The sequence below is a fragment of the Streptomyces sp. CB01373 genome (assembly GCF_002803075.1).
Taxonomy (GTDB): Bacteria; Actinomycetota; Actinomycetes; order Streptomycetales; family Streptomycetaceae; genus Streptomyces.
The window spans coordinates 154,087-173,928 of sequence record NZ_NNBK01000013.1 but is presented as its reverse complement, the minus strand read 5'-3'; the positions used below and the strand labels follow the sequence as shown (position 1 = coordinate 173,928).

At 71.1% G+C, this 19,842-nt stretch carries 16 protein-coding genes and 1 tRNA gene; 9 read left to right on the top strand and 8 right to left on the bottom strand.

Annotation, left to right across the window (positions count from 1 at the left end; translation table 11 throughout):
• The 3 genes from CG719_RS22565 to cydD form a co-directional block, all read left to right on the top strand.
• Nucleotides 1–1,325: cytochrome ubiquinol oxidase subunit I (locus CG719_RS22565; RefSeq protein ID WP_234375707.1), on the top strand; the 1,325-nt coding region annotated here is incomplete at its 5' end.
• Nucleotides 1,326–1,345: 20 nt separating this feature from the next.
• Nucleotides 1,346–2,350: a cytochrome d ubiquinol oxidase subunit II gene (gene cydB / locus CG719_RS22560; protein ID WP_100570484.1), complete on the top strand. Its 1,005-nt coding sequence runs from the start codon at nucleotides 1,346–1,348 to the stop codon at nucleotides 2,348–2,350.
• Between the two features lie 59 nt (nucleotides 2,351–2,409).
• The gene (gene cydD, locus CG719_RS22555; RefSeq protein WP_100570573.1) at nucleotides 2,410–5,922 is read left to right on the top strand and encodes a thiol reductant ABC exporter subunit CydD; all 3,513 of its coding nucleotides are present in this window, start codon (nucleotides 2,410–2,412) and stop codon (nucleotides 5,920–5,922) included.
• Nucleotides 5,923–5,962: 40 nt separating this feature from the next.
• Here cydD and CG719_RS22550 read toward each other — a convergent pair whose 3' ends face one another.
• The 4 genes from CG719_RS22550 to CG719_RS22535 form a co-directional block, all read right to left on the bottom strand.
• Nucleotides 5,963–6,880 (bottom strand): Cof-type HAD-IIB family hydrolase, encoded by a 918-nt coding sequence (locus CG719_RS22550; protein WP_234375706.1) that lies wholly within the window; start codon nucleotides 6,878–6,880, stop codon nucleotides 5,963–5,965.
• A gap of 67 nt (nucleotides 6,881–6,947) precedes the next feature.
• Nucleotides 6,948–7,850 carry an LLM class flavin-dependent oxidoreductase gene (locus CG719_RS22545; RefSeq protein ID WP_100570482.1) on the bottom strand — a complete coding sequence of 301 codons (903 nt, stop codon included), beginning with the start codon at nucleotides 7,848–7,850 and terminating at the stop codon, nucleotides 6,948–6,950.
• 78 nt (nucleotides 7,851–7,928) lie between these two features.
• Nucleotides 7,929–8,477, bottom strand: coding sequence for an RNA 2'-phosphotransferase (locus tag CG719_RS22540; RefSeq protein ID WP_100570481.1), 549 nt, complete (start codon nucleotides 8,475–8,477; stop codon nucleotides 7,929–7,931).
• Between the two features lie 124 nt (nucleotides 8,478–8,601).
• On the bottom strand, nucleotides 8,602–10,386 hold the full coding sequence (locus tag CG719_RS22535; RefSeq protein WP_100570480.1) for an SDR family oxidoreductase: 1,785 nt from the start codon (nucleotides 10,384–10,386) through the stop codon (nucleotides 8,602–8,604).
• Between the two features lie 246 nt (nucleotides 10,387–10,632).
• Between CG719_RS22535 and CG719_RS22530 the strand changes: the two genes are divergently transcribed.
• The 6 genes from CG719_RS22530 to CG719_RS22505 all read left to right on the top strand — a co-directional run bounded on the left by CG719_RS22530 (nucleotide 10,633) and on the right by CG719_RS22505 (nucleotide 14,840).
• The gene (locus CG719_RS22530) at nucleotides 10,633–11,607 is read left to right on the top strand and encodes an ABC transporter ATP-binding protein (RefSeq protein ID WP_100570572.1); all 975 of its coding nucleotides are present in this window, start codon (nucleotides 10,633–10,635) and stop codon (nucleotides 11,605–11,607) included.
• Nucleotides 11,597–12,505, top strand: coding sequence for an ABC transporter permease (locus CG719_RS22525; RefSeq protein ID WP_100570479.1), 909 nt, complete (start codon nucleotides 11,597–11,599; stop codon nucleotides 12,503–12,505). The genes CG719_RS22530 and CG719_RS22525 overlap by 11 nt, the downstream gene beginning before the upstream one ends.
• Nucleotides 12,502–13,413 carry an ABC transporter ATP-binding protein gene (locus CG719_RS22520; protein WP_100570478.1) on the top strand — a complete coding sequence of 304 codons (912 nt, stop codon included), beginning with the start codon at nucleotides 12,502–12,504 and terminating at the stop codon, nucleotides 13,411–13,413. The genes CG719_RS22525 and CG719_RS22520 overlap by 4 nt, the downstream gene beginning before the upstream one ends.
• Before the next feature lie 10 nt (nucleotides 13,414–13,423).
• Complete coding sequence (locus tag CG719_RS22515) at nucleotides 13,424–14,143, top strand: ABC transporter permease (protein ID WP_100570477.1); 720 nt, start codon at nucleotides 13,424–13,426, stop codon at nucleotides 14,141–14,143.
• A 103-nt stretch (nucleotides 14,144–14,246) separates the two neighbouring features.
• Nucleotides 14,247–14,486, top strand: a complete 240-nt coding sequence (locus CG719_RS22510) for an SGM_3592 family protein (protein ID WP_100570476.1) — start codon at nucleotides 14,247–14,249, stop codon at nucleotides 14,484–14,486.
• A 267-nt stretch (nucleotides 14,487–14,753) separates the two neighbouring features.
• Nucleotides 14,754–14,840 (top strand) — tRNA-OTHER (locus CG719_RS22505).
• Between the two features lie 14 nt (nucleotides 14,841–14,854).
• Here the strand turns inward: CG719_RS22505 and CG719_RS22500 are convergent.
• The 4 genes from CG719_RS22500 to efeB all read right to left on the bottom strand — a co-directional run bounded on the left by CG719_RS22500 (nucleotide 14,855) and on the right by efeB (nucleotide 19,840).
• A complete protein-coding gene (locus CG719_RS22500) occupies nucleotides 14,855–15,664 on the bottom strand; it encodes an HAD family hydrolase (protein WP_100570475.1) in 810 nt (269 codons plus the stop codon).
• Entirely contained in the window at nucleotides 15,661–16,938 is a 1,278-nt protein-coding gene (gene serS / locus CG719_RS22495) for a serine--tRNA ligase (protein ID WP_100570474.1), read from the bottom strand. Before serS ends, CG719_RS22500 begins: the two co-directional genes overlap by 4 nt.
• A gap of 548 nt (nucleotides 16,939–17,486) precedes the next feature.
• The gene (pheA, locus tag CG719_RS22490; protein WP_100570473.1) at nucleotides 17,487–18,419 is read right to left on the bottom strand and encodes a prephenate dehydratase; all 933 of its coding nucleotides are present in this window, start codon (nucleotides 18,417–18,419) and stop codon (nucleotides 17,487–17,489) included.
• Nucleotides 18,420–18,550: 131 nt separating this feature from the next.
• Complete coding sequence (gene efeB, locus CG719_RS22485) at nucleotides 18,551–19,840, bottom strand: iron uptake transporter deferrochelatase/peroxidase subunit (protein ID WP_100570472.1); 1,290 nt, start codon at nucleotides 19,838–19,840, stop codon at nucleotides 18,551–18,553.
• Nucleotides 19,841–19,842 lie beyond the last annotated feature (2 nt).

The following is a 19,842-nucleotide window of genomic DNA, read 5'->3' as shown; positions in this document are numbered from 1 at the left end:
TCCTGATCAACATCGCCATGGGCGTGGTCACCGGCATCGTGCAGGAGTTCCAGTTCGGCATGAACTGGTCGGACTACTCGCGCTTCGTCGGTGACATCTTCGGCGCCCCGCTCGCCTTCGAGGCACTGATCGCGTTCTTCTTCGAGTCCACGTTCATCGGACTGTGGATCTTCGGCTGGGACAAGCTGCCCAAGAGGATCCACCTGGCCTGCATGTGGATGGTGTCGCTCGGCACGATCCTGTCGGCGTACTTCATCCTCGCGGCCAACTCCTGGATGCAGCACCCCGTCGGCTACCGGATCAACGAGGCCAAGGGCCGCGCCGAACTCACCGACTTCTGGGCGGTGCTGACCCAGAACACGGCGCTCAGCCAGGCCTTCCACACGCTTTCGGCCGCCTTCCTGACGGGTGGCGCCTTCATGGTCGGCATCGCCGCCTACCACCTCACCCGCAAGAAGCACGTGCGCGAGATGAAGACCTCGCTGCGGCTCGGCCTGGTCACGGTCGTCATCGCCGGCCTGCTCACCGCGGTCAGCGGCGACGTCCTCGGCAAGGTCATGTTCAAGCAGCAGCCGATGAAGATGGCCGCGGCCGAGGCGCTGTGGGACGGACAGGCGCCGGCGCCGTTCTCGGTCTTCGCCTACGGCGATGTGGACAAGGGCCACAACACGGTGGCCATCGAGATACCCGGCCTGCTCTCCTTCCTGGCCAACGACGACTTCACCTCCCACGTCCCCGGCATCAACGACGTCAACAAGGCCGAGCAGGAGCGGTTCGGGCCCGGCGACTACCGGCCCAACATCCCCGTCGCGTACTGGGGATTCCGCTGGATGATCGGGTTCGGCATGGCGTCCTTCGCCATCGGCCTCGCCGGACTGTGGCTGACCCGCAAGAAGTTCCTGCTGCCGCGGCATCTGCGGGTCGGCGACGACGAGGTGCCCCATCTGGTGCTGCTGCCGAACAAGGCGCTCAGCCCGAAGCTGACCACCTGGTACTGGCGCATCGCGATCTGGACGCTGGCCTTCCCGCTGATCGCCAACTCCTGGGGCTGGATCTTCACCGAGATGGGCCGTCAGCCGTGGGTCGTCTACGGCGTGCTGCAGACCCGGCACGCGGTCTCCCCCGGTGTCTCCCAGGGCGAGGTCCTCACCTCGATGACCGTCTTCACGCTGCTCTACGCCGTCCTCGCCGTGATCGAGGTCAAGCTGCTGGCGAAGTACGTGAAGGCCGGCCCGCCCGAGCTGACGGAGGCCGACCTCAACCCGCCCACGAAGATCGGCGGCGACGAGCGTGACGCCGACAAGCCGATGGCCTTCTCGTACTAGGCCGAGGGAGCTGCACAGCCATGGAACTGCACGACGTCTGGTTCGTCCTCATCGCCGTCCTGTGGACCGGCTACTTCTTCCTGGAGGGCTTCGACTTCGGGGTCGGCATCCTCACCAAGCTGCTGGCCCGGAACCGGCCCGAGAAGCGGGTGCTGATCAACACCATCGGCCCGGTCTGGGACGGCAACGAAGTCTGGCTGCTCACGGCGGGCGGCGCGACCTTCGCCGCCTTCCCGGAGTGGTACGCCACCCTCTTCTCCGGCTTCTACCTGCCGCTGCTCGTGATCCTGGTCTGCCTGATTGTGCGCGGAGTCGCCTTCGAGTACCGGGTCAAGCGGCCCGAGGAGAACTGGCAGCGCAACTGGGAGAACACGATCTTCTGGAGCTCGCTGATCCCCGCCTTCCTGTGGGGCGTGGCCTTCGGCAACATCGTGCACGGTGTGAAGATCGACCGGAACTTCGAGTACGTCGGCGGGGTCGGAGACCTGCTCAACCCCTACGCGCTCCTCGGCGGCCTGGTCACCCTGACGCTGTTCACCTTCCACGGCACGGTGTTCACGGCCCTGAAGACCGTCGGTGACATCCGCGAGCGGGCGCGGAAGCTGGCCCTGCGCGTGGGGCTGCTGACGGCCGTGGCGGCGCTGGCCTTCCTGCTCTGGACCCAGGCTCACACGGGCAACGGCAGGAGTCTGGTGGCGCTCGTCGTGGCGGTGGTCACCCTGGTGTCCGCGCTGGCGGCGAGCCAGGCGAAGCGTGAGGGCTGGGCGTTCGCGCTGTCGGGCGTCACCATCGTGGCCGCCGTGGCGATGCTGTTCCTGTCGCTCTTCCCGAACGTCATGCCGTCCACGCTCAACCCGGACTGGAGCCTGACGGTCACCAACGCCTCGTCCAGCCCGTACACCCTGAAGATCATGACCTGGTGCGCCGGGATCGCCATGCCGATCATCCTGCTCTACCAGGGGTGGACCTACTGGGTGTTCCGCAAGCGGATCGGCACGCAGCACCTCGCCGAACCCGCGCACTGAGTCCGATGAGGGTGTGTTTCACGTGAAACACACCCTCGGGGCCGAAGGGCATGTTCTCCATGAAACCGATCGATCCGCGACTTCTGCGTCACGCCCGTGCCACCCGGCTCTTCCTGGTGGCCGTCGTCGGACTGGGCGCCGTCGGGGCATGCCTGGTCATCGCTCAGGCGATGCTCATCGCCGAGGTGGTGGTGGGCGCCTTCCAGCACCGGATGCCGGTCGCCGAACTCCGCACGCCCCTGCTGCTGCTGGCCCTCGTCGCCTGCGGCCGTGCGCTGGTCGCATGGCTGACCGAGCTCGCCGCGCACCGGGCGAGCGCGGCGGTGAAGTCCGAGCTGCGCGGGCGACTGCTGGAGCGTGCGGCGGCGCTCGGCCCCGGCTGGCTGAGCGGGCAGCGCACGGGCTCGCTCGTGGCCCTGGCGACGCGAGGTGTCGACGCCCTGGACGACTACTTCTCGCGCTATCTGCCGCAGCTGGGGCTGGCCGTGGCCGTCCCGGTGGCGGTGCTCGCCCGGATCGTCACCGAGGACTGGGTCTCGGCGGCCATCATCGTCGCCACCCTGCCCCTCATCCCCGTCTTCATGATGCTGATCGGCTGGGCCACGCAGTCCCGCATGGACCGTCAGTGGCGGCTGCTGTCCCAGTTGTCGGGCCACTTCCTGGATGTCGTCGCCGGACTGCCGACCCTGAAGGTGTTCGGTCGGGCCAAGGCACAGGCGGAGTCGATCCGGCGGATCACCGGGGAGTACCGGCGGGCGACCATGCGCACGCTGCGGATCGCCTTCCTGTCCTCCTTCGCCCTGGAACTGCTCGCCACGCTGTCGGTGGCGCTGGTCGCCGTGACGATCGGTATGCGGCTCGTGAGCGGCGACATGGACCTCTACATCGGACTGGTCATCCTGGTGCTCGCGCCCGAGGCATACCTGCCGCTGCGGCAGGTAGGCGCGCAGTACCACGCGGCGGCGGAGGGACTGGCGGCCGCCGAGGAGATCTTCGCCGTGCTGGAGACCCCGGTACCCGAGTCCGGCACCGGGGACGTGCCCACCGGCGCCCTGACCTTCGAGGACGTCAGCGTCCGCTATCCCGGGCGGTCCGCGGACGCGGTGACGGATGTGTCCTTCTCCGTGCGGCCGGGGGAGACGGTCGCGCTCGTCGGGCCGAGCGGTGCGGGCAAGTCGACCCTGCTGAACGTCCTGCTGGGATTCGTGAAGCCCAGCACGGGCCGGGTGCGCGTCGCGGAAGCCGATCTCGCCGACGTCGACCTGGAGCAGTGGCGCTCGCGCATCGCCTGGGTTCCACAGCGGCCGCACCTGTACGCGGGAACGATCGCCGAGAACGTACGGCTGGCCCGGCCCGACGCGGACGACACCGCCGTGCGCGGGGCGCTGGCCGACGCCGGTGCGCTGGAGTTCGTGGACGCGCTGCCGGAGGCAATGGAAACCCGGCTCGGAGAGGACGGGGCCGGGCTCTCCGCCGGGCAGCGGCAGCGGCTCGCGCTCGCTCGGGCCTTCCTCGCCGACCGGCCCGTCCTGCTGCTCGACGAGCCGACGGCCGCCCTGGACGGAGCGACCGAGGCGGAGGTCGTGGACGCGGTACGGCGGCTGTCCTCGGGCCGGACGGTGCTGCTCGTAGTGCACAGGCCCGCACTGCTGGACGTGGCGGACCGGGTCGTGCGTCTCGACGGAACCGAGTCCGCCGGGCCGGCGCCGGCCGTGACCCGCACCGCTCGGGCACACGCCGCCGAAACTCCCTCCGTGCGAACGGAGGAGACCGGACCGGCCTCCGCCCCGGCCGATTCCGCGCCCGAGGCCACCGCTGTCGCCCGAGGCGTCCTCGCCCGGGTGCGGGCCATGTCCGGCCCCCGGCGTGGCCGGCTCGCCCTCGCCCTGCTGCTGGGCAGCCTGGCGCTCGGCAGCGCGGTCGGGTTGATGGCCACCTCCGGGTGGCTCATCTCCCGGGCGTCCCAGCAGCCGCCCGTGCTCTACCTGATGGTGGCCGTCACGGCGACCAGGGCCTTCGGCATCGGGCGTGCGGTCTTCCGGTACGCGGAGCGGCTGGTCTCGCACGACGCGGTGCTGCGGATGCTCGCCGACACTCGGGTCGCCGTCCACCGGAGACTGGAGCGGCTGGCGCCCGCCGGGCTGCGCCGGATGCGCCGCGGCGACCTGCTGACGCGGCTGGTCGCCGACGTGGACGCGCTCCAGGACTACTGGCTGCGCTGGCTGCTGCCCGCCGGTGCGGCACTGACCGTGTCCGCCGCCACCGTCGCCTTCACGGCCTGGCTGCTGCCGGAGGCCGGGGCGGTGCTCGCGGCCGGCCTGCTCGCGGCCGGGGCAGGCGTCCCGCTGATCACCGCGGCTGTGGCCCGGCGCGCCGAGCACCGGCTCGCCCCGGCGCGCGGCGCCCTGGCCACCCGTGTGACCGAACTGCTCACCGGAACCGCCGAACTGACCGTCGCCGGCGCCCTGCCCGCCCGCACCGCAGAGACCCGGCGGGCCGACCGGCTGCTCACCCGGATCGACTCGCGCGCCGCCACCGCCACCGCGCTCGGCGACGGGCTCACCGCGCTGATCTCAGGACTGACCGTCGCCGCGGCCGCCCTGGCCGGCGCTCAGGCGGTCGCCGACGGGCGGCTCGGCGGTGTGGCCATGGCCGTTGTCGTCCTCACCCCGCTCGCCGCCTTCGAAGCGGTCCTCGGCATGCCGCTCGCCGTACGACACCGGCACCGGGTACGCCGCAGCGCGGAGCGGGTCCACGAGGTCCTGGACGCCCCCGAGCCCGTCCGTGAACCGGAGCGGCCCCTGCCGGCGCCCGCCTCGCCGTTCCCGCTCACCGTCAGCGACCTGACGGCGCGGTACGCGGGGCAGAACCGGGCGGCGCTCACCGGAGTCGACCTGACGCTCCAGGAGGGCCGCAGGGTCGCCGTGGTCGGGCCGTCCGGCTCCGGCAAGACGACGCTCGCCCAGGTACTGCTGCGCTTTCTCGACGCGGAGGCGGGCACGTACACCCTCGGCGGCGTCGACGCCGGCGCCCTGGCCGGCGACGACGTACGGCGGCTGGTCGGGCTGTGCGCCCAGGACGCGCACCTCTTCGACAGCTCGGTCCGCGAGAACCTGCTGCTCGCGAAGAAGGACGCGACCGAGGCCGACCTGCGGGACGCCCTCGCCCGAGCCCGGCTGCTCGGCTGGGTCGACGCTCTGCCCGACGGTCTCGACACACTCGTCGGCGAGCACGGTGCCCGGCTGTCGGGCGGGCAGCGTCAGCGGCTGGCCCTGGCCCGCGCGCTGCTCGCCGACTTCCCGGTGCTGGTGCTCGACGAACCCGCCGAACACCTCGACCTGGCGACCGCCGACGCGCTCACCGCCGACCTGCTGGCCGCCACCGAGGGCCGTACGACGCTGCTCATCACCCACCGTCTGGCCGGGCTGGCGGCCGTGGACGAGGTGATCGTCCTCGACGAGGGGCGCGTCGTCCAGCGGGGACCGTACGCGGAACTGGCCGCGCTGCCGGGGCCGCTGCGGCGGATGGTCGAACGGGAGACGCAGACGGAGCTGCTGGTGGGCGTGGGGTAGCGGCCCGTTCGCGGGCCGCTACCGGCGGGCGGCCCGCCCGCTACGGCCGCTCCCCCAGCAACCGCTCGATGACTACCGCGACGCCGTCCTCGTTGTTGGCGACCGTCCGTCCGGACGCCGCGGCGATGGCGGCGGGGTGCGCGTTGCCCATGGCGTAGGACCGGCCGGCCCAGGTGAGCATCTCGACGTCGTTCGGCATGTCGCCGAAGGCGACGACCTCCTCCTGGGAGATGCCGCGCTCGGCACAGCACAGGGCCAGAGTGCTCGCCTTGGAGACGTCCGGACCACTGATCTCCAGCAGGGCGCTGGGGCTGGACCGGGTGATGGAGACGTGCTCGCCGGCGGCGAGGCGGGCGACGGCGAGGAAGGCGTCGGGGTCCAGTGCGGGGTGGTGGGCGAGGATCTTCAGGATCGGCTGGGCGGTACCGACTCCGCCCGGCGCCAGCAGCTCCTCGGCCGGCGCGAGGACGTCGGGCAGCTCCATGTGCAGCTTCGGATAGGCCGGCTCCTGGTGGAAGCCGTAGGTCTGCTCGACCGCGAACACCGTGCCCGGAGCCGCCTCGCGCACCAGCCGTACGGCGTCCAGCGCGGTGTCCCGGGCCAGCTCGCGCACCTTCACGAAGCGATGGGCGCCGGGACCGCCGTGCAGGTCGACCACGGCGGCGCCGTTGCCGCAGATCGCCAGACCGTGGCCGTGGACGTGGTCGCTGACCACGTCCATCCAGCGGGCCGGGCGGCCGGTGACGAAGAAGACCTCGATGCCCGCCTCCTCGGCCGCCGCCAGGGCGGCGATCGTGCGCGGGGAGACCGACTTGTCGTCGCGCAGCAGGGTGCCGTCGAGATCGGTGGCGATCAGCCGAGGCGGAACGCTGGGGGCGCCGGGGGTGCCCCCCGGCTCGAACGAGGTCGAGAGCTGGGGTGAGGCCGGGGTCTCTGGCTGTCGAGTCGCTGAGGTCACCGCGTCATTGTCGCCTATATGTCCGCACGATCGTGCGAGAGTTCGCACATCTGAGGGGTTGCATCGGTCACGTCAGCTGGGAGGGCGCTTCCATCGCGATCCGCTCGAAGACCTTCTGGTCCGCGGCGAAGTCCGAGTCGGGGATCGGCCAGTGGATCACGATCTCGGTGAATCCCAGCTCCTGGTGGCGGCCCGCGAAGTCGACGAACGCGTCCAGGGACTCCAGCGGACGACCGCGGTCAGGGGTGAATCCGGTGAGCAGGATCTTGTCGAGCTGGGAGGCGTCACGGCCCGCAGCGGCACACGCGTCCGCGAGCTTCTCGGTCTGGGCGCGAAGGGCCTGGACGGACTGCTCCGGCGTGCCGTTCTCGTAGAGCTTCGGGTCACCCGTGGTCACCCAGGCCTGTCCGTACTGTGCGGCGAGCCGCAGCCCGCGCGGCCCGGTCGCGGCCACGGCGAACGGCAGCCGGGGCCGCTGCGCGCAGCCGGGGATGTTGCGCGCCTCGTGCGCCGCGTAGAAGTCGCCCTCGTACGACACCGCGTCCTCGGTCAGCAGTTGGTCGAGCAGCGCGACGAACTCGGCGAAGCGGTCGGCCCGCTCCCGTGGCGTCCAGGGCTCCTGCCCGAGAGCGGTGGCATCGAAGCCGGTGCCGCCCGCGCCGATGCCGAGCGTGATCCTGCCCCCGGAGATGTCGTCGAGGGAGATCAGCTCCTTGGCGAGAGTGACCGGGTGCCGGAAGTTCGGCGAGGTCACGAGGGTGCCCAGCCGCATCCGCTCCGTCACGGCCGCGGCGGCGGTCAGTGTCGGCACGGCCCCGAACCACGGGCCGTCGCGGAAGCTGCGCCAGGACAGGTGGTCGTAGGTGTAGGCGGCGTGGAAGCCGAGCTGTTCGGCACGTGTCCATGCAGAACGGCCGCCCTCGTGCCAGCGGCGATACGGAAGGATCACGGTGCTCAGGCGCAGACTCATGGACCCGAGCCTAGACACTCGCGGGTGTTTCACGTGAAACGGTCACCGCGGGTGGCCGGCGGCCGTGGACCGAGACGGTCAGCGAGTCTCGGGAAACCGCAGGTACCGGGGCGGCACGGACTGTGTCAGCCACACCCCGTTGGCGCTGACATGGAAGACATGACCGTCGCGGTGCATGGCGGCCGCGTCCACCGAGAGGACGACCGGGCGGCCACGGCGGGCGCCGACGCGGGTCGCGGTCTCGCGGTCGGGCGAGAGGTGCACGTCGTGCCGGTTCATCGGCCGAAGCCCCTCGCTGCGGATCGCCTCCAGCCTGCCGGCCACGGTCCCGTGGTAGAGGTACGGCGGCGGCGTCGCGGCCGGCAGCCCGAGGTCGACATCGATGGTGTGGCCCTGACTGGCGCGGATGCGGCTGCCCTCGATCGTGAAGCGCCGCTTGTCGTTGGTGGCGACCACGTGGTCCAGTTCCTCGCGGGTGAACCGGAAACCGTGCGCGGACGCCGCCGTGATCAGTGCGTCGATTTCGACCCAGCCGCCCTCGTCGAGTGTGAGCCCGATCCTCTCGGGCTGGTGGCGAAGGTGCTTGGCGAGGTACTTCGACACCTTCACGGTGCGTCTTTCGTCCATGCCACCAGCATGCTGGGAGAGACGCGGATCACGCAGGTCAATTTCGCCCGCGAGGTTTGATCCACAGCAAAGTGATGTTGTCCACAGGTCGGGGGCCCATACCTGTGGACAACTGGCCGCCGATTCAGGTGCGTTGGCCCGGATCCGCGGTACCCAGCGGTGGTTTCGCCCGCGCGAGCCGGCGTCGCGCCCGCGGACTGAAGCGGGACATCGCGCGCAGAAGACGGGCCTCCGGCGTCACCGCCACCACCGCCTCGTCGCGCACCACCGCGCGCAGGATCGCGTCGGCCACCTTCTCCGGCGGGTAACCGCGCAGCCCGTAGAGGCGGGCCGCGCGCTGTCTGCGCCGCTGTTGCTCCTCCGTGTCGACGCCCGTGAAGTGCGCCGTGGACGTGATGGCGGTATCGACGAAGCCGGGACAGACCGCCGTGACGCCGATCCCCCGCCCTGCCAGTTCCGCGCGCAGGCACTCGCTCAGCATCAGCACCGCCGCCTTGGAGGTGCTGTAGGCGGGCAGGGCCTTCGACGGCTGGTACGCCGCCGCGGACGCGGTGTTGACGATGTGTCCGCCCTGGCCCCGCTCGGCCATCCGCCTCCCGAACAGGCGGCAGCCGTGGATCACTCCCCACAGATTTACGTCGAGGACCTTCCGCCAGTCCTCGGGGGTGTGGTCGAAGAACGAGCCGGACAGTCCGACGCCCGCGTTGTTCACCAGGACGTCCACCACTCCGTACTCGGCATGGACCTTCCCGGACAGCCTCTCCATGGCCTGCTCGTCGGAGACGTCCACTGCCTCGGCCCAGGCAGCCGGAGCCCCGAGCTGCCGGGACTGCTCGGCGGTGCGGGTCGCGGCCTCGGCGTCCCGGTCGACGGCCACCACGCGCGCGCCTGCCCGGGCGAAGGCGTACGCCGTGGCCCGTCCGATGCCGCTGCCCGCGCCGGTGACCAGCACGAGCTGCCCGGCGAAGCGATCGGTGTACTTCCCGGTGGCGGCCGGCTGCGGCTGCCCGCCCTCGGTGGCCGTGACGAACTGGGTGATCCAGGCCGCCAGTTGGTCGGGCCGGGTGCGCGGGACCCAATGGCCGGCGGGAAGCGTGCGGCGCACCAGGCCGGGGGCCCACTGCTCCAGGCCGTCGTACAGGCACTCCGAGAGGAAGGCGTCGTCGAGCGGGGTGATGAGCTGCACCGGCGTGTGTGCGTGGGCGTCCGCCCGTGGTCCGCGCAGCCGGGCTCGCACGTTGTCCCGGTACAGCCAGGCGCCGTGGGCCGCGTCCCGGGGCAGCGAGGAGGTCGGGTAGTCGTCGCCGGGGATCTTCTCGATGCGCCGTAGAATGCCGGGCCAGCGTTTGCCGAGTGGGCCGCGCCAGGCCAGCTCGGGCAGCCTCGGCGTGTGCAGCAGGTACACGTACCAGGACTTGGCGCCCTGGCCGAGGAGCTGGACTGCCCGGCGCGGGGTGGGGCGCCTGACGCGCCCGGCGATCCAGTGGCCGAAGTGGTCGAGGGAGGGGCCGGACACCGAGGTGAAGGAGGCGATCCGGCCCTCGGTGCGCCGGACACTGACGAACTCCCAGGCCTGCACCGAGCCCCAGTCGTGGCCCACCAGGTGCACCGGCCTGTCCGGGCTCACCGCGTCCGCGACCGCCAGGAAGTCGTCGGTCAGCTTGTCGAGGGTGAAGCCCCCGCGCAGGGGCCGCGGCGCGGTGGAGCGGCCGTGTCCGCGGATGTCGTAGAGCACGACGTGGAAGCGGCCGACGAGGCGCTCGGCGACCTCGGACCAGACCTCCTTGCTGTCCGGATAGCCGTGCACCAGGACGACCGTGGGCTGCCCCGCATCGCCCAGTTCGGCCACGCACAGCTCGACCCCGCCCGTGCGCACCCAGCGCTCCCGCGCGCCCTTCAGCGTCGTCACGTCTCCTCCGCCCGGGTCGGATCGACTGCCGCCTGTGCCTGTGCCGTGCCCGTGCTGTGGTCCTGGCGACTCTGACACTTGTTAGATCAGGCGTCAACAATGCGGTCCGGGTGCCGGAACTCCGTGGGCCGCCCGGTCCCCAGGGTCCACCCCCTAGGGTCCCCGTAATACTCGAGGGGGACCCGAAGACGGCTCTGGGGTCTGACGACCGGCGTGGTCCGGATCACTACCGTCGAAGACGTGACTGTGATCGCGACCGAAAGCCTGAGCAAGCGGTTCCCACGGGTGACCGCGCTTGACCGGCTCTCCGTGGACGTCGGACCGGGTGTGACCGGACTCGTCGGCGCCAACGGAGCCGGCAAGTCCACACTCATCAAGATCCTGCTGGGTCTGTCCCCCGCCACCGAGGGCCGCGCCGAGGTGCTCGGCCTCGACGTCGCCACCGAGGGCGCCGCCATCCGTGAGCGCGTCGGCTACATGCCGGAGCACGACTGCCTGCCACCGGACGTGTCGGCCACCGAGTTCGTCGTCCACATGGCGCGCATGTCCGGCCTGCCCCCGACCGCCGCGCGCGAGCGCACCGCGGACACCCTGCGCCACGTCGGCCTGTACGAGGAGCGCTACCGCCCCATCGGCGGCTACTCCACGGGTATGAAGCAGCGCGTGAAGCTCGCCCAGGCCCTGGTGCACGACCCGCAGCTGGTCTTCCTCGACGAGCCGACCAACGGCCTCGACCCGGTCGGCCGCGACGACATGCTCGGCCTGATCCGCCGCATCCATACCGACTTCGGCATCTCCGTCCTGGTCACCTCCCACCTCCTGGGTGAACTGGAGCGCACCTGCGACCACGTGGTCGTCGTCGACGGCGGCAAGCTCCTGCGCTCCAGCTCCACCACCGACTTCACCCAGACCACGACGACCCTCGCCATCGAGGTCACCGACAGCGACGAGCACCCGGACGGCACCCGGGCGGTGCGCGAAGCGCTCCACGCGCGCGGGGTGGAGACACAGGACAGCACCGGCCTGCCGGGCGCGGGACACGTCCTGCTGCTCACCGCCCAGGGCGAGGAGACCTACGACCTGGTGCGGGACCTGATCGTGGACCTCGGCCTCGGCCTCGTGCGCATGGAGCAGCGACGCCACCACATCTCGGAGGTCTTCCGGGACAGCGACGAACAGCACGACGCACAGGGGAAGGAGGCGGTCGGCCATGGCGGTTGAACACACCGCGGCAACGCCCACGGGTGACCAGACCCGCATCCACAACATCGGCTACCGCAGCTACGACGGCCCCCGCCTCGGCCGCGCCTACGCCCGCCGCTCGCTGTACTCGCAGTCCCTGCGCGGCGCCTACGGCCTCGGCCGCTCGGTGAAGTCCAAGGTGCTGCCGATGCTGCTGTTCGTGGTGATGTGTGTGCCCGCGGCCATCATCGTCGCCGTCGCGGTCGCCACCAAGGCCAAGGACCTGCCCATCGAGTACACGCGCTACGCCATCATCATGCAGGGCGTCATCAGCCTGTACGTCGCCTCGCAGGCACCCCAGTCCGTCTCGCGCGACCTGCGCTTCAAGACCGTGCCGCTGTACTTCTCACGCCCCATCGAGACCGCCGACTACGTGCGCGCCAAGTACGCGGCGCTGGCCTCCGCGCTGTTCATCCTGACCGCCGCCCCGCTGCTCGTGCTCTACGTGGGCGCGCTGCTGGCCAAGATGGACTTCGCCGACCAGACCAAGGGATTCGCCGAGGGAGTCGTCTCCGTGGCACTGCTCTCACTGCTCTTCGCCGGCATCGCCCTCGTCATCGCCGCCGTCACCCCGCGGCGCGGCTTCGGCATCGCCGCCGTGATCGCCGTGCTGGTCATCTCCTACGGCGCCGTCTCCACCCTCCAGGCCATCGCGGAGGTCCGGAACAACTCCGGCGCCATCCCCTGGATCGGCCTGTTCTCACCGGTCACCGTCGTCGACGGCGTGCAGACGGCCTTCCTGGGCGCGACCTCCTCGGCCCCCGGCGGTGTCGGCCCGGGCAGCGGACAGGGCGTCGTCCACGTCCTCGTCGCCCTCGGCGTCATCGCCGCCGCATACGGTCTCCTGCTGCGCCGCTACAAGAAGGTGGGACTGTGACGACCCTCAGCATCGACCATGTCTCCCGCTGGTTCGGCAACGTGGTCGCCGTCAACGACATCACCATGACGATCGGCCCCGGCGTCACCGGACTGCTCGGCCCCAACGGCGCCGGAAAGTCCACGCTGATCAACATGATGGCCGGCTTCCTCGCCCCCTCCACCGGCACGGTCACCCTCGACGGGCAGGCGGTGTGGCGCAACGAGAAGATCTACGAGCACATCGGCATCGTCCCCGAGCGGGAGGCGATGTACGACTTCCTCACCGGCCGCGAGTTCGTCGTCGCCAACGCCGAACTGCACGGCCTGGGCGCCAAGGCCGCCCAGAAGGCGCTCGCCACGGTTGAGATGGAGTACGCGCAGGACCGGAAGATCTCCACGTACTCCAAGGGCATGCGCCAGCGCGTGAAGATGGCCTCGGCGCTGGTCCACGACCCCTCGCTGCTCCTGCTCGACGAGCCGTTCAACGGCATGGACCCGCGCCAGCGCATGCAGCTGATGGACCTGCTGCGGCGCATGGGCGACGAGGGCCGCACCGTGCTGTTCTCCTCCCACATCCTGGAGGAGGTCGAACAACTCGCCTGGCACATCGAGGTCGTGGTCGCCGGACGGCACGCCGCCAGCGGCGACTTCCGCAGGATCCGCCGCCTGATGACCGACCGGCCGCACCGCTACCTGGTGCGCTCCAGCGACGACCGGGCACTGGCGGCCGCGCTGATCGCCGACCCGTCGACGTCCGGCATCGAGGTCGACCTCGCCGAGGGCGCGCTGCGCGTCCAGGCCGTCGACTTCGGCCGGTTCACGACCCTGCTGCCGCGGGTCGCCCGCGACCACGGCATCCGGCTGCACACGGTCTCGCCCTCCGACGAGTCCCTCGAGTCCGTCTTCTCGTATCTGGTCGCGGCGTAGGAGGCCGAAGATGTACGACCCCACAGTCGCCCGGCTCACCTACCGGGCCCTGCTCGGCCGTCGCCGGGCCCTCATCCTCGGCGCGCTGCCGCTGCTGCTGATCGTGATCGCCACGGCCGTCCGCGCCCTCGCCGGAGCCGACGACCAGACCACGGTGAACGTCCTGGGCGGGTTCGCGCTCGCCACCATGGTGCCGATCATCGGCGTCATCGCCGGCACCGGAGCGATCGGACCGGAGATCGACGACGGCTCGGTGGTGTACCTGCTGTCCAAACCGCTCAAGCGGCCGACGATCATCTTCACCAAGCTGATCGTGGCGATCGCGGTGACCATGGTCTTCTCCGCGGTGCCGACCCTGGTCGCCGGGCTGATCCTCAACGGCAACGGACAGCAGATCGCCGTCGCCTACACGGTGGCCGCGCTGGTCGCCTCCATCGCCTACGCGGCCCTCTTCCTCCTGCTGGGCACGGTCTCCCGGCACGCGGTGGTCTTCGGGCTCGTCTACGCGCTGGTCTGGGAGGCGCTGTTCGGCTCCCTGGTGGCCGGGGCGCGCACGCTGAGCGTCCAGCAGTGGGCGCTGGCCGTGGCGCACAAGGTCTCCGGCGGGGACATGGTCACCTCCGACGTCGGGCTGCCGACGGCGACCGTGCTGCTGGTGGTGGTGACCGTTCTGGCCACCTGGTACGCCGGACAGAAACTGCGGTCGCTGACCCTCGCAGGCGAGGAGTAGGAAGGCATCCACTCAAGGCCGGGCAGTCCTGCCCGGCCTTGACGGAGGCTTCACCTCCACCCGGGCACACTGGGCAAACCGGATGAAGCGGCAGGAGGATGTGATGGCGGGCGACGTGCCGGAGAGCGAGGGCCGGGGGGCGACCGGGGACACGTGGGACGACGTCGTCCTGGACGCCGACTTCATACGGGGCGCCGGGACCGCCGAGCCCTCCGCCCGGGCGCGGATGCTCGCCGCGCGCTGGCGGCGCGAGGAGCCCGAGCCCCAGCCGTGGCGTTCCGACGAGCCGCCCGCCGGATGGTTCTTCAGCAAGGCCCGACGGCGTCGGTGGCGGCGCGGTTGAAGTGGCCCGGGGCGCCCGGTAATTCGGTGGCGCCGAGGCCGCCGTAGCGGCACAGTGGTGGTGTTCACCGCGCCGGATCGTGCCGGCGCCACGTTCTGGGAGAGGAGCTGGGCGATGCCGATGCACGGCAGTACGCCGAGCTCCCGACAGGGCAGCCCGCGGCGGGCTCCGGAGTAACTACCGGCTCCGTCGAGCCCGCTCCGCACGGGGAGCTGCCCGGGGCGGCCGCTTCGAGCACGCGAATCCCTTCGCGTGGGCCGCCCACCCGGAGGATTGGCCGAGTGGCAAGGCACCGGCTTGGTTCAAGCCGCGGTCGGGGTCACCCCCGCGCACGTTCGATCCGTGCATCCTCCGCCGAGACCGAAGGTTCAGCCCGCCAGCTTCTCCAGCAGCACCGCGATGCCGTCCTCGTCGTTCGAGGCCGTCACCTCGTCCGCGACCGCCTTCAGTTCCTCGTGGGCGTTGGCCATCGCCACGCCCCGCGACGCCCAGGCGAACATCGGGATGTCGTTGGGCATGTCGCCGAAGGCGATGGCGTCCGCCGCCTTCAGACCCAGCCGCCGCGCGGCCAGCGAAAGCCCCGTCGCCTTGGACAGGCCCAGCGGCAGCAGTTCGACGATGCCCTCGCCGGCCATGGTGACCGAGACGAAACCGCCGGCGGTCCGGCGGGCCACGTCGGCCAGTTCGTCGTCCGTGAGGTCCGGGTGCTGGATGTAGATCTTGTTGAGGGGCGCGCTCCACAGATCCGCGACGTCCGTGAACGGCGTCGCCGGAAGCGGGCCCGCCGCGTAGCCGGGACCGACCAGCACCTCGCCGTCCAGGCCGTCGCGGCTCGCCGCCAGAAACAGCGGACCGACCTCCGCCTCGATCTTGGCCAGGGCCACCGCCGCCAGTCGCCGGTCCAGGGTCACCGAGGTCAGCAGACGGTGCTCCCCGGCGTCGTACACCTGGGCGCCCTGGCCGCAGACGGCGAGGCCCCGGTAGCCGAGGTCGTCCAGGACGTGCCGGGTCCAGGGCACCGCGCGGCCGGTGACGACGAGATGCGCGGCACCCGCCGCGGTGGCCGCGGCGAGCGCCTCACGGGTGCGCCGGGAGACCGACCCGTCGGAGCGCAGAAGCGTCCCGTCGAGGTCGGTCGCGATCAGCTTGTAGGGGAACGGCCCGGCGACGGGTCTCACTTGGCCACCGGTTCCAGAACCTCCCGGCCGCCGAGGTAGGGACGCAGAACCTCCGGCACCCGCACGGAGCCGTCGGCCTGCTGGTGGTTCTCCAGGATCGCGACGATCGTGCGCGGGACGGCGCACAGCGTGCCGTTGAGCGTCGCCAGCGGGCGGACCGCCTTGCCGTCACGGAAGCGGATCTGGAGCCGGCGGGACTGGAACTCGGTGCAGTCCGAGGTCGAGGTCAGCTCGCGGTACTTGTCCTGAGTCGGAACCCACGCCTCGCAGTCGAACTTGCGCGAGGCAGAGGCGCCCAGGTCGCCCGAGGCGACGTCGATCACACGGAACGGCAGCTCCAGCGAGGTCAGCCACTGCTTCTCCCACTCCAGCAGCCGCCGGTGCTCCTCCTGCGACTCCTCGGGGTGGACGTAGGAGAACATCTCGACCTTGTCGAACTGGTGGACACGGAAGATGCCCTTGGTGTCCTTGCCGTGCGAGCCGGCCTCGCGGCGGAAGCACGGGGAGAACCCGGCGTACCGCAGCGGCAGGCGCTCGGCGTCGATGATCTCGTCCATGTGGTACGCCGCCAGCGGCACCTCGGAGGTGCCGACCAGGTACAGGTCGTCCTTGTCGAGGTGGTAGACGTCCTGGGCCGCCTGGCCGAGGAAGCCCGTGCCCGCCATCGACTGGGGGCGGACCAGCGCGGGGGTCAGCATCGGGGTAAAGCCGGCCGCGGTGGCCTGGGCGATCGCCGCGTTCACCAGCGCCAGCTCCAGCAGGGCGCCGACACCGGTGAGGAAGTAGAAGCGCGAGCCGGAGACCTTCGCGCCGCGCTCCACGTCGATCGCGCCGAGGAGCTGGCCCAGCTCCAGGTGGTCCCTGGGCTCGAAGCCCTCGGCGGCGAAGTCGCGGATCGTGCCGTGCGTCTCCAGCGTGACGAAGTCCTCCTCGCCGCCGACGGGCACGTCGGGGTGGATGAGGTTGCCGAGCCGGAGGATGAGTTCCTGGGTCTCGGCGTCGGCCGCGTCGCGCTCGGCGTCGGCGGTCTTGACGTCGGCGGCGAGCGCGCCCGCCCGCTTCAGCAGCTCGGCCTTCTCGTCACCCGAGGCCTTGGGGATGAGCTTGCCCAGCGCCTTCTGCTCGGCGCGCAGCTCGTCGAAGCGGACGCCGGACGACCTGCGCCGCTCGTCGGCAGACAGGAGGGAGTCGACGAGCGCGACGTCCTCTCCACGGGCACGCTGCGAGGCGCGCACACGGTCGGGGTCCTCACGGAGCAGACGAAGGTCAATCACGCGGTCAAGGCTACCGGTGCGACGTTCCACCCCACGACTCAGTATTCCGAACCATGGAGTACGTGCCGTTATGGGGGAATTGCCTCCCGTGTCAATAATGGAGACCCGTCTCCCTGGAACGAGGCAGGTGGCGGGCGCCGGGTTGACCTGATTCCCTTGTGCGGAACGGGACTTGGGGTCGAGTTGTCCACAGGGATCCACAGTCCACGGAGAGTTTTCCACAGGCTGTGTGGAAGATCTGTGGATTTCGGAATTGATCACTCCGGAAGCGTGCTGCGGACGGAGGAATTCCCGTCTCGATGTGCCAGGGTGCCCACTTTCGGGTGGAAAGGGGTCGCCCCAAAAGATGAACCAAAGGAGACAGGTGGACGAAGGGTGACCTGTGCGCCCCCGGCCGCTCTTGGGTGCTGAAGGCCGATTTGTCGACCGAGTCCCCATTGGGTGTCGACTTGTCCCCAGGTCGAGAGGGCCGAGGACGGGAGGGTGTGGATAACTCCTGTGGACAACGAGCATCCGCAGGCAGCACCGGCCGGAATCGGCGCGACCGGCTAGAAACGACCGTCCTGGCAGCGTGCCACCCAGTCCGCCGCCGCCACGAACTCCTCGTCCGAGGTCCCGGTCAGCCGAGGCCGCAGGTCCGCCGTGTCGGCGTCCGCCCGCGGGTACGAGCCCAGGAAGCGGACCTGGAGGCAGATCCGCTTGAGCCCCATCAGGGCCTCCGCCATCCGGCGGTCGGTGATGTGGCCCTCGGCGTCGACGCAGAAGCAGTAGTTGCCGATACCGGCGCCGGTCGGACGGGACTGGAGCAGCATCAGGTTGATCCCGCGGGTGCTGAACTCGCCGAGCAGGTCGCGCAGCCCGCCGGGATGGTCGTCGCGCTGCCACAGCACCACGGACGTCTTGTCCGTGCCGCTCGGCGCGGCGGGCCGCGCCGGCCGGCCGACCAGCACGAACCGTGTCTGCGCGTTCTCCGCGTCGTGGATGTTCGTCTCCAGGGGCACGAGCCCGTACCGCGCGGCGGCGAACTCACCGGCGAACGCGGCGTCGTAGCGGCCCTCCTGGACCAGGCGGGCGCCGTCCGCGTTCGAGGCGGCCGACTCCCAGACGGCGTCCGGGAGGTTCGCCGAGAGCCAGTTGCGCACCTGCGGCTGGGCGGCCGGGTGAGCGGTGACCGTCTTGATGTCCGACAGTGTCGTACCGGGCCTGACCAGCAGCGCGAAGGTGATCGACAGCAGCACCTCGCGGTAGATCATCAGCGGCTGGCCCGCGACCAGCTCATCAAGCGTGGTGGTGATGCCGCCCTCGACGGAGTTCTCGATCGGCACGAAAGCGGCCTCGGCCTCGCCGACCCGGACGGCGTCCAGAGCCGACTGCACGGACACGTACGGGACCAGTTCCCGGGTGGCCGTCTCGGGAAGGGTGCGCAGGGCGACTTCGGTGAAGGTGCCCTCGGGGCCGAGATACGCGTAGCTCGCTGGCATGACCTCACCCTAATGGCCGCGGCCGGACCCGGCTCGCGTGTCTCACGGACGCCCCTCCCACGGGTGAATCGGGTGTGACGGGTGTGATTCCCCGGGTGTGACGGGTGCGATCCCGCCGCCTCCCGCGGTACTCACCCCTCCAGGAGCCGCTGCCCCACGTACTCGCCCTTCGCCGCCCCGCCCGGGACCGCGAAGAGACCGCTAGCCTCGTGCCGTACGTACGCCGACAGCGCGTCGCCGCGGTCCAGCTTGCGCTGCACCGGCACGAAGCCGCGCAGCGGGTCCGCCTGCCAGCAGATGAACAGCAGGCCCGCGTCCGGAGTGCCGTCGGTGTCGAAGCCGTCGTGGTAGGAGAAGGGGCGCCGGAGCATGGCCGCGCCCCCGTTCTGGTCGGGTCGGGTGATCCGGGCGTGGGCGTTGACCGGGACGACGTACGTGCCGTCCTCGCCGGTCTTCTCCAGGTCCATCGCGGTCGTCTCGGAGCCGCCGCTGAGCGGCGCCCCGTCGGACTTGCGGCGCCCGATGACGTCCTCCTGCTGGGTGAGCGGCAGCTTCTCCCAGTCGTCCAGGAGCATCCGGATACGGCGTACGACGACGTAGGAGCCGTTCGCCATCCAGGCGGGCTCGCCGTTCGCGGGCACGAAGAGGCGCTGGTCGAAGTCCGGGTCGGCGGGCTTCGGGTTGCGGGTGCCGTCGATCTGCCCCATCAGGTTGCGGGCCGTCATGGGCCGCGTGGTGGCTCCGGGGGAGCGGTTGAAGCCGTTCATCTGCCAGCGGACGCGGGCGGCGCCGCCCGCGTCCTTCTGGAGGGCGCGCAGGGCGTGGAAGGCGACCAGCGCGTCGTTGGCGCCGATCTGCACCCACAGATCGCCGTTGCTGCGTGCTTGGTCGAGCCGGTCGGAGGAGAAGTCCGGCAGCGGGTCGAGAGCGCCGGGCCGCTGCCGGCTCAGGTCCGTACGGTCGAAGAAGGAGCGGCCGAAGCCGAAGGTGACCGTCAGCGCCGAGGGCCCCGCGTCCTGTGCCACGTCGGTGTCGTCGTGCGGGGCCGGTTCACCCGCCATCAGCCGCTCGGCCGTCGCCGACCAGCGGCGCAGCAGCGCGGCGGCCTCCCTGCGGCCCGCACCGGGCACGAGGTCGAAGGCGACGAGATGGCCGCGGGCCTGGAGGGCGTCGGTGATGCCGGGCTGATGTTTCCCGTGAAACATCGCCCGGTCGGCGCCGAGCGAGGTGAGCGGGGTGGCACCGGCGGGCGCCGCGGTGTAGCCGAGGCCGGCGCCGGCCGCGCCGAGGACGAGTCCGGTGGCTCCGGCGGTGCCGAGCAGCCGCCGTCGCGACACGCCGGCTCCGGCTCCGGTTCCGGTGCCGGCCGACGCGGGCGCGGACTTGGAGGAGGTGGCCTCCGGGGTGGACTGGTCGGTCATGG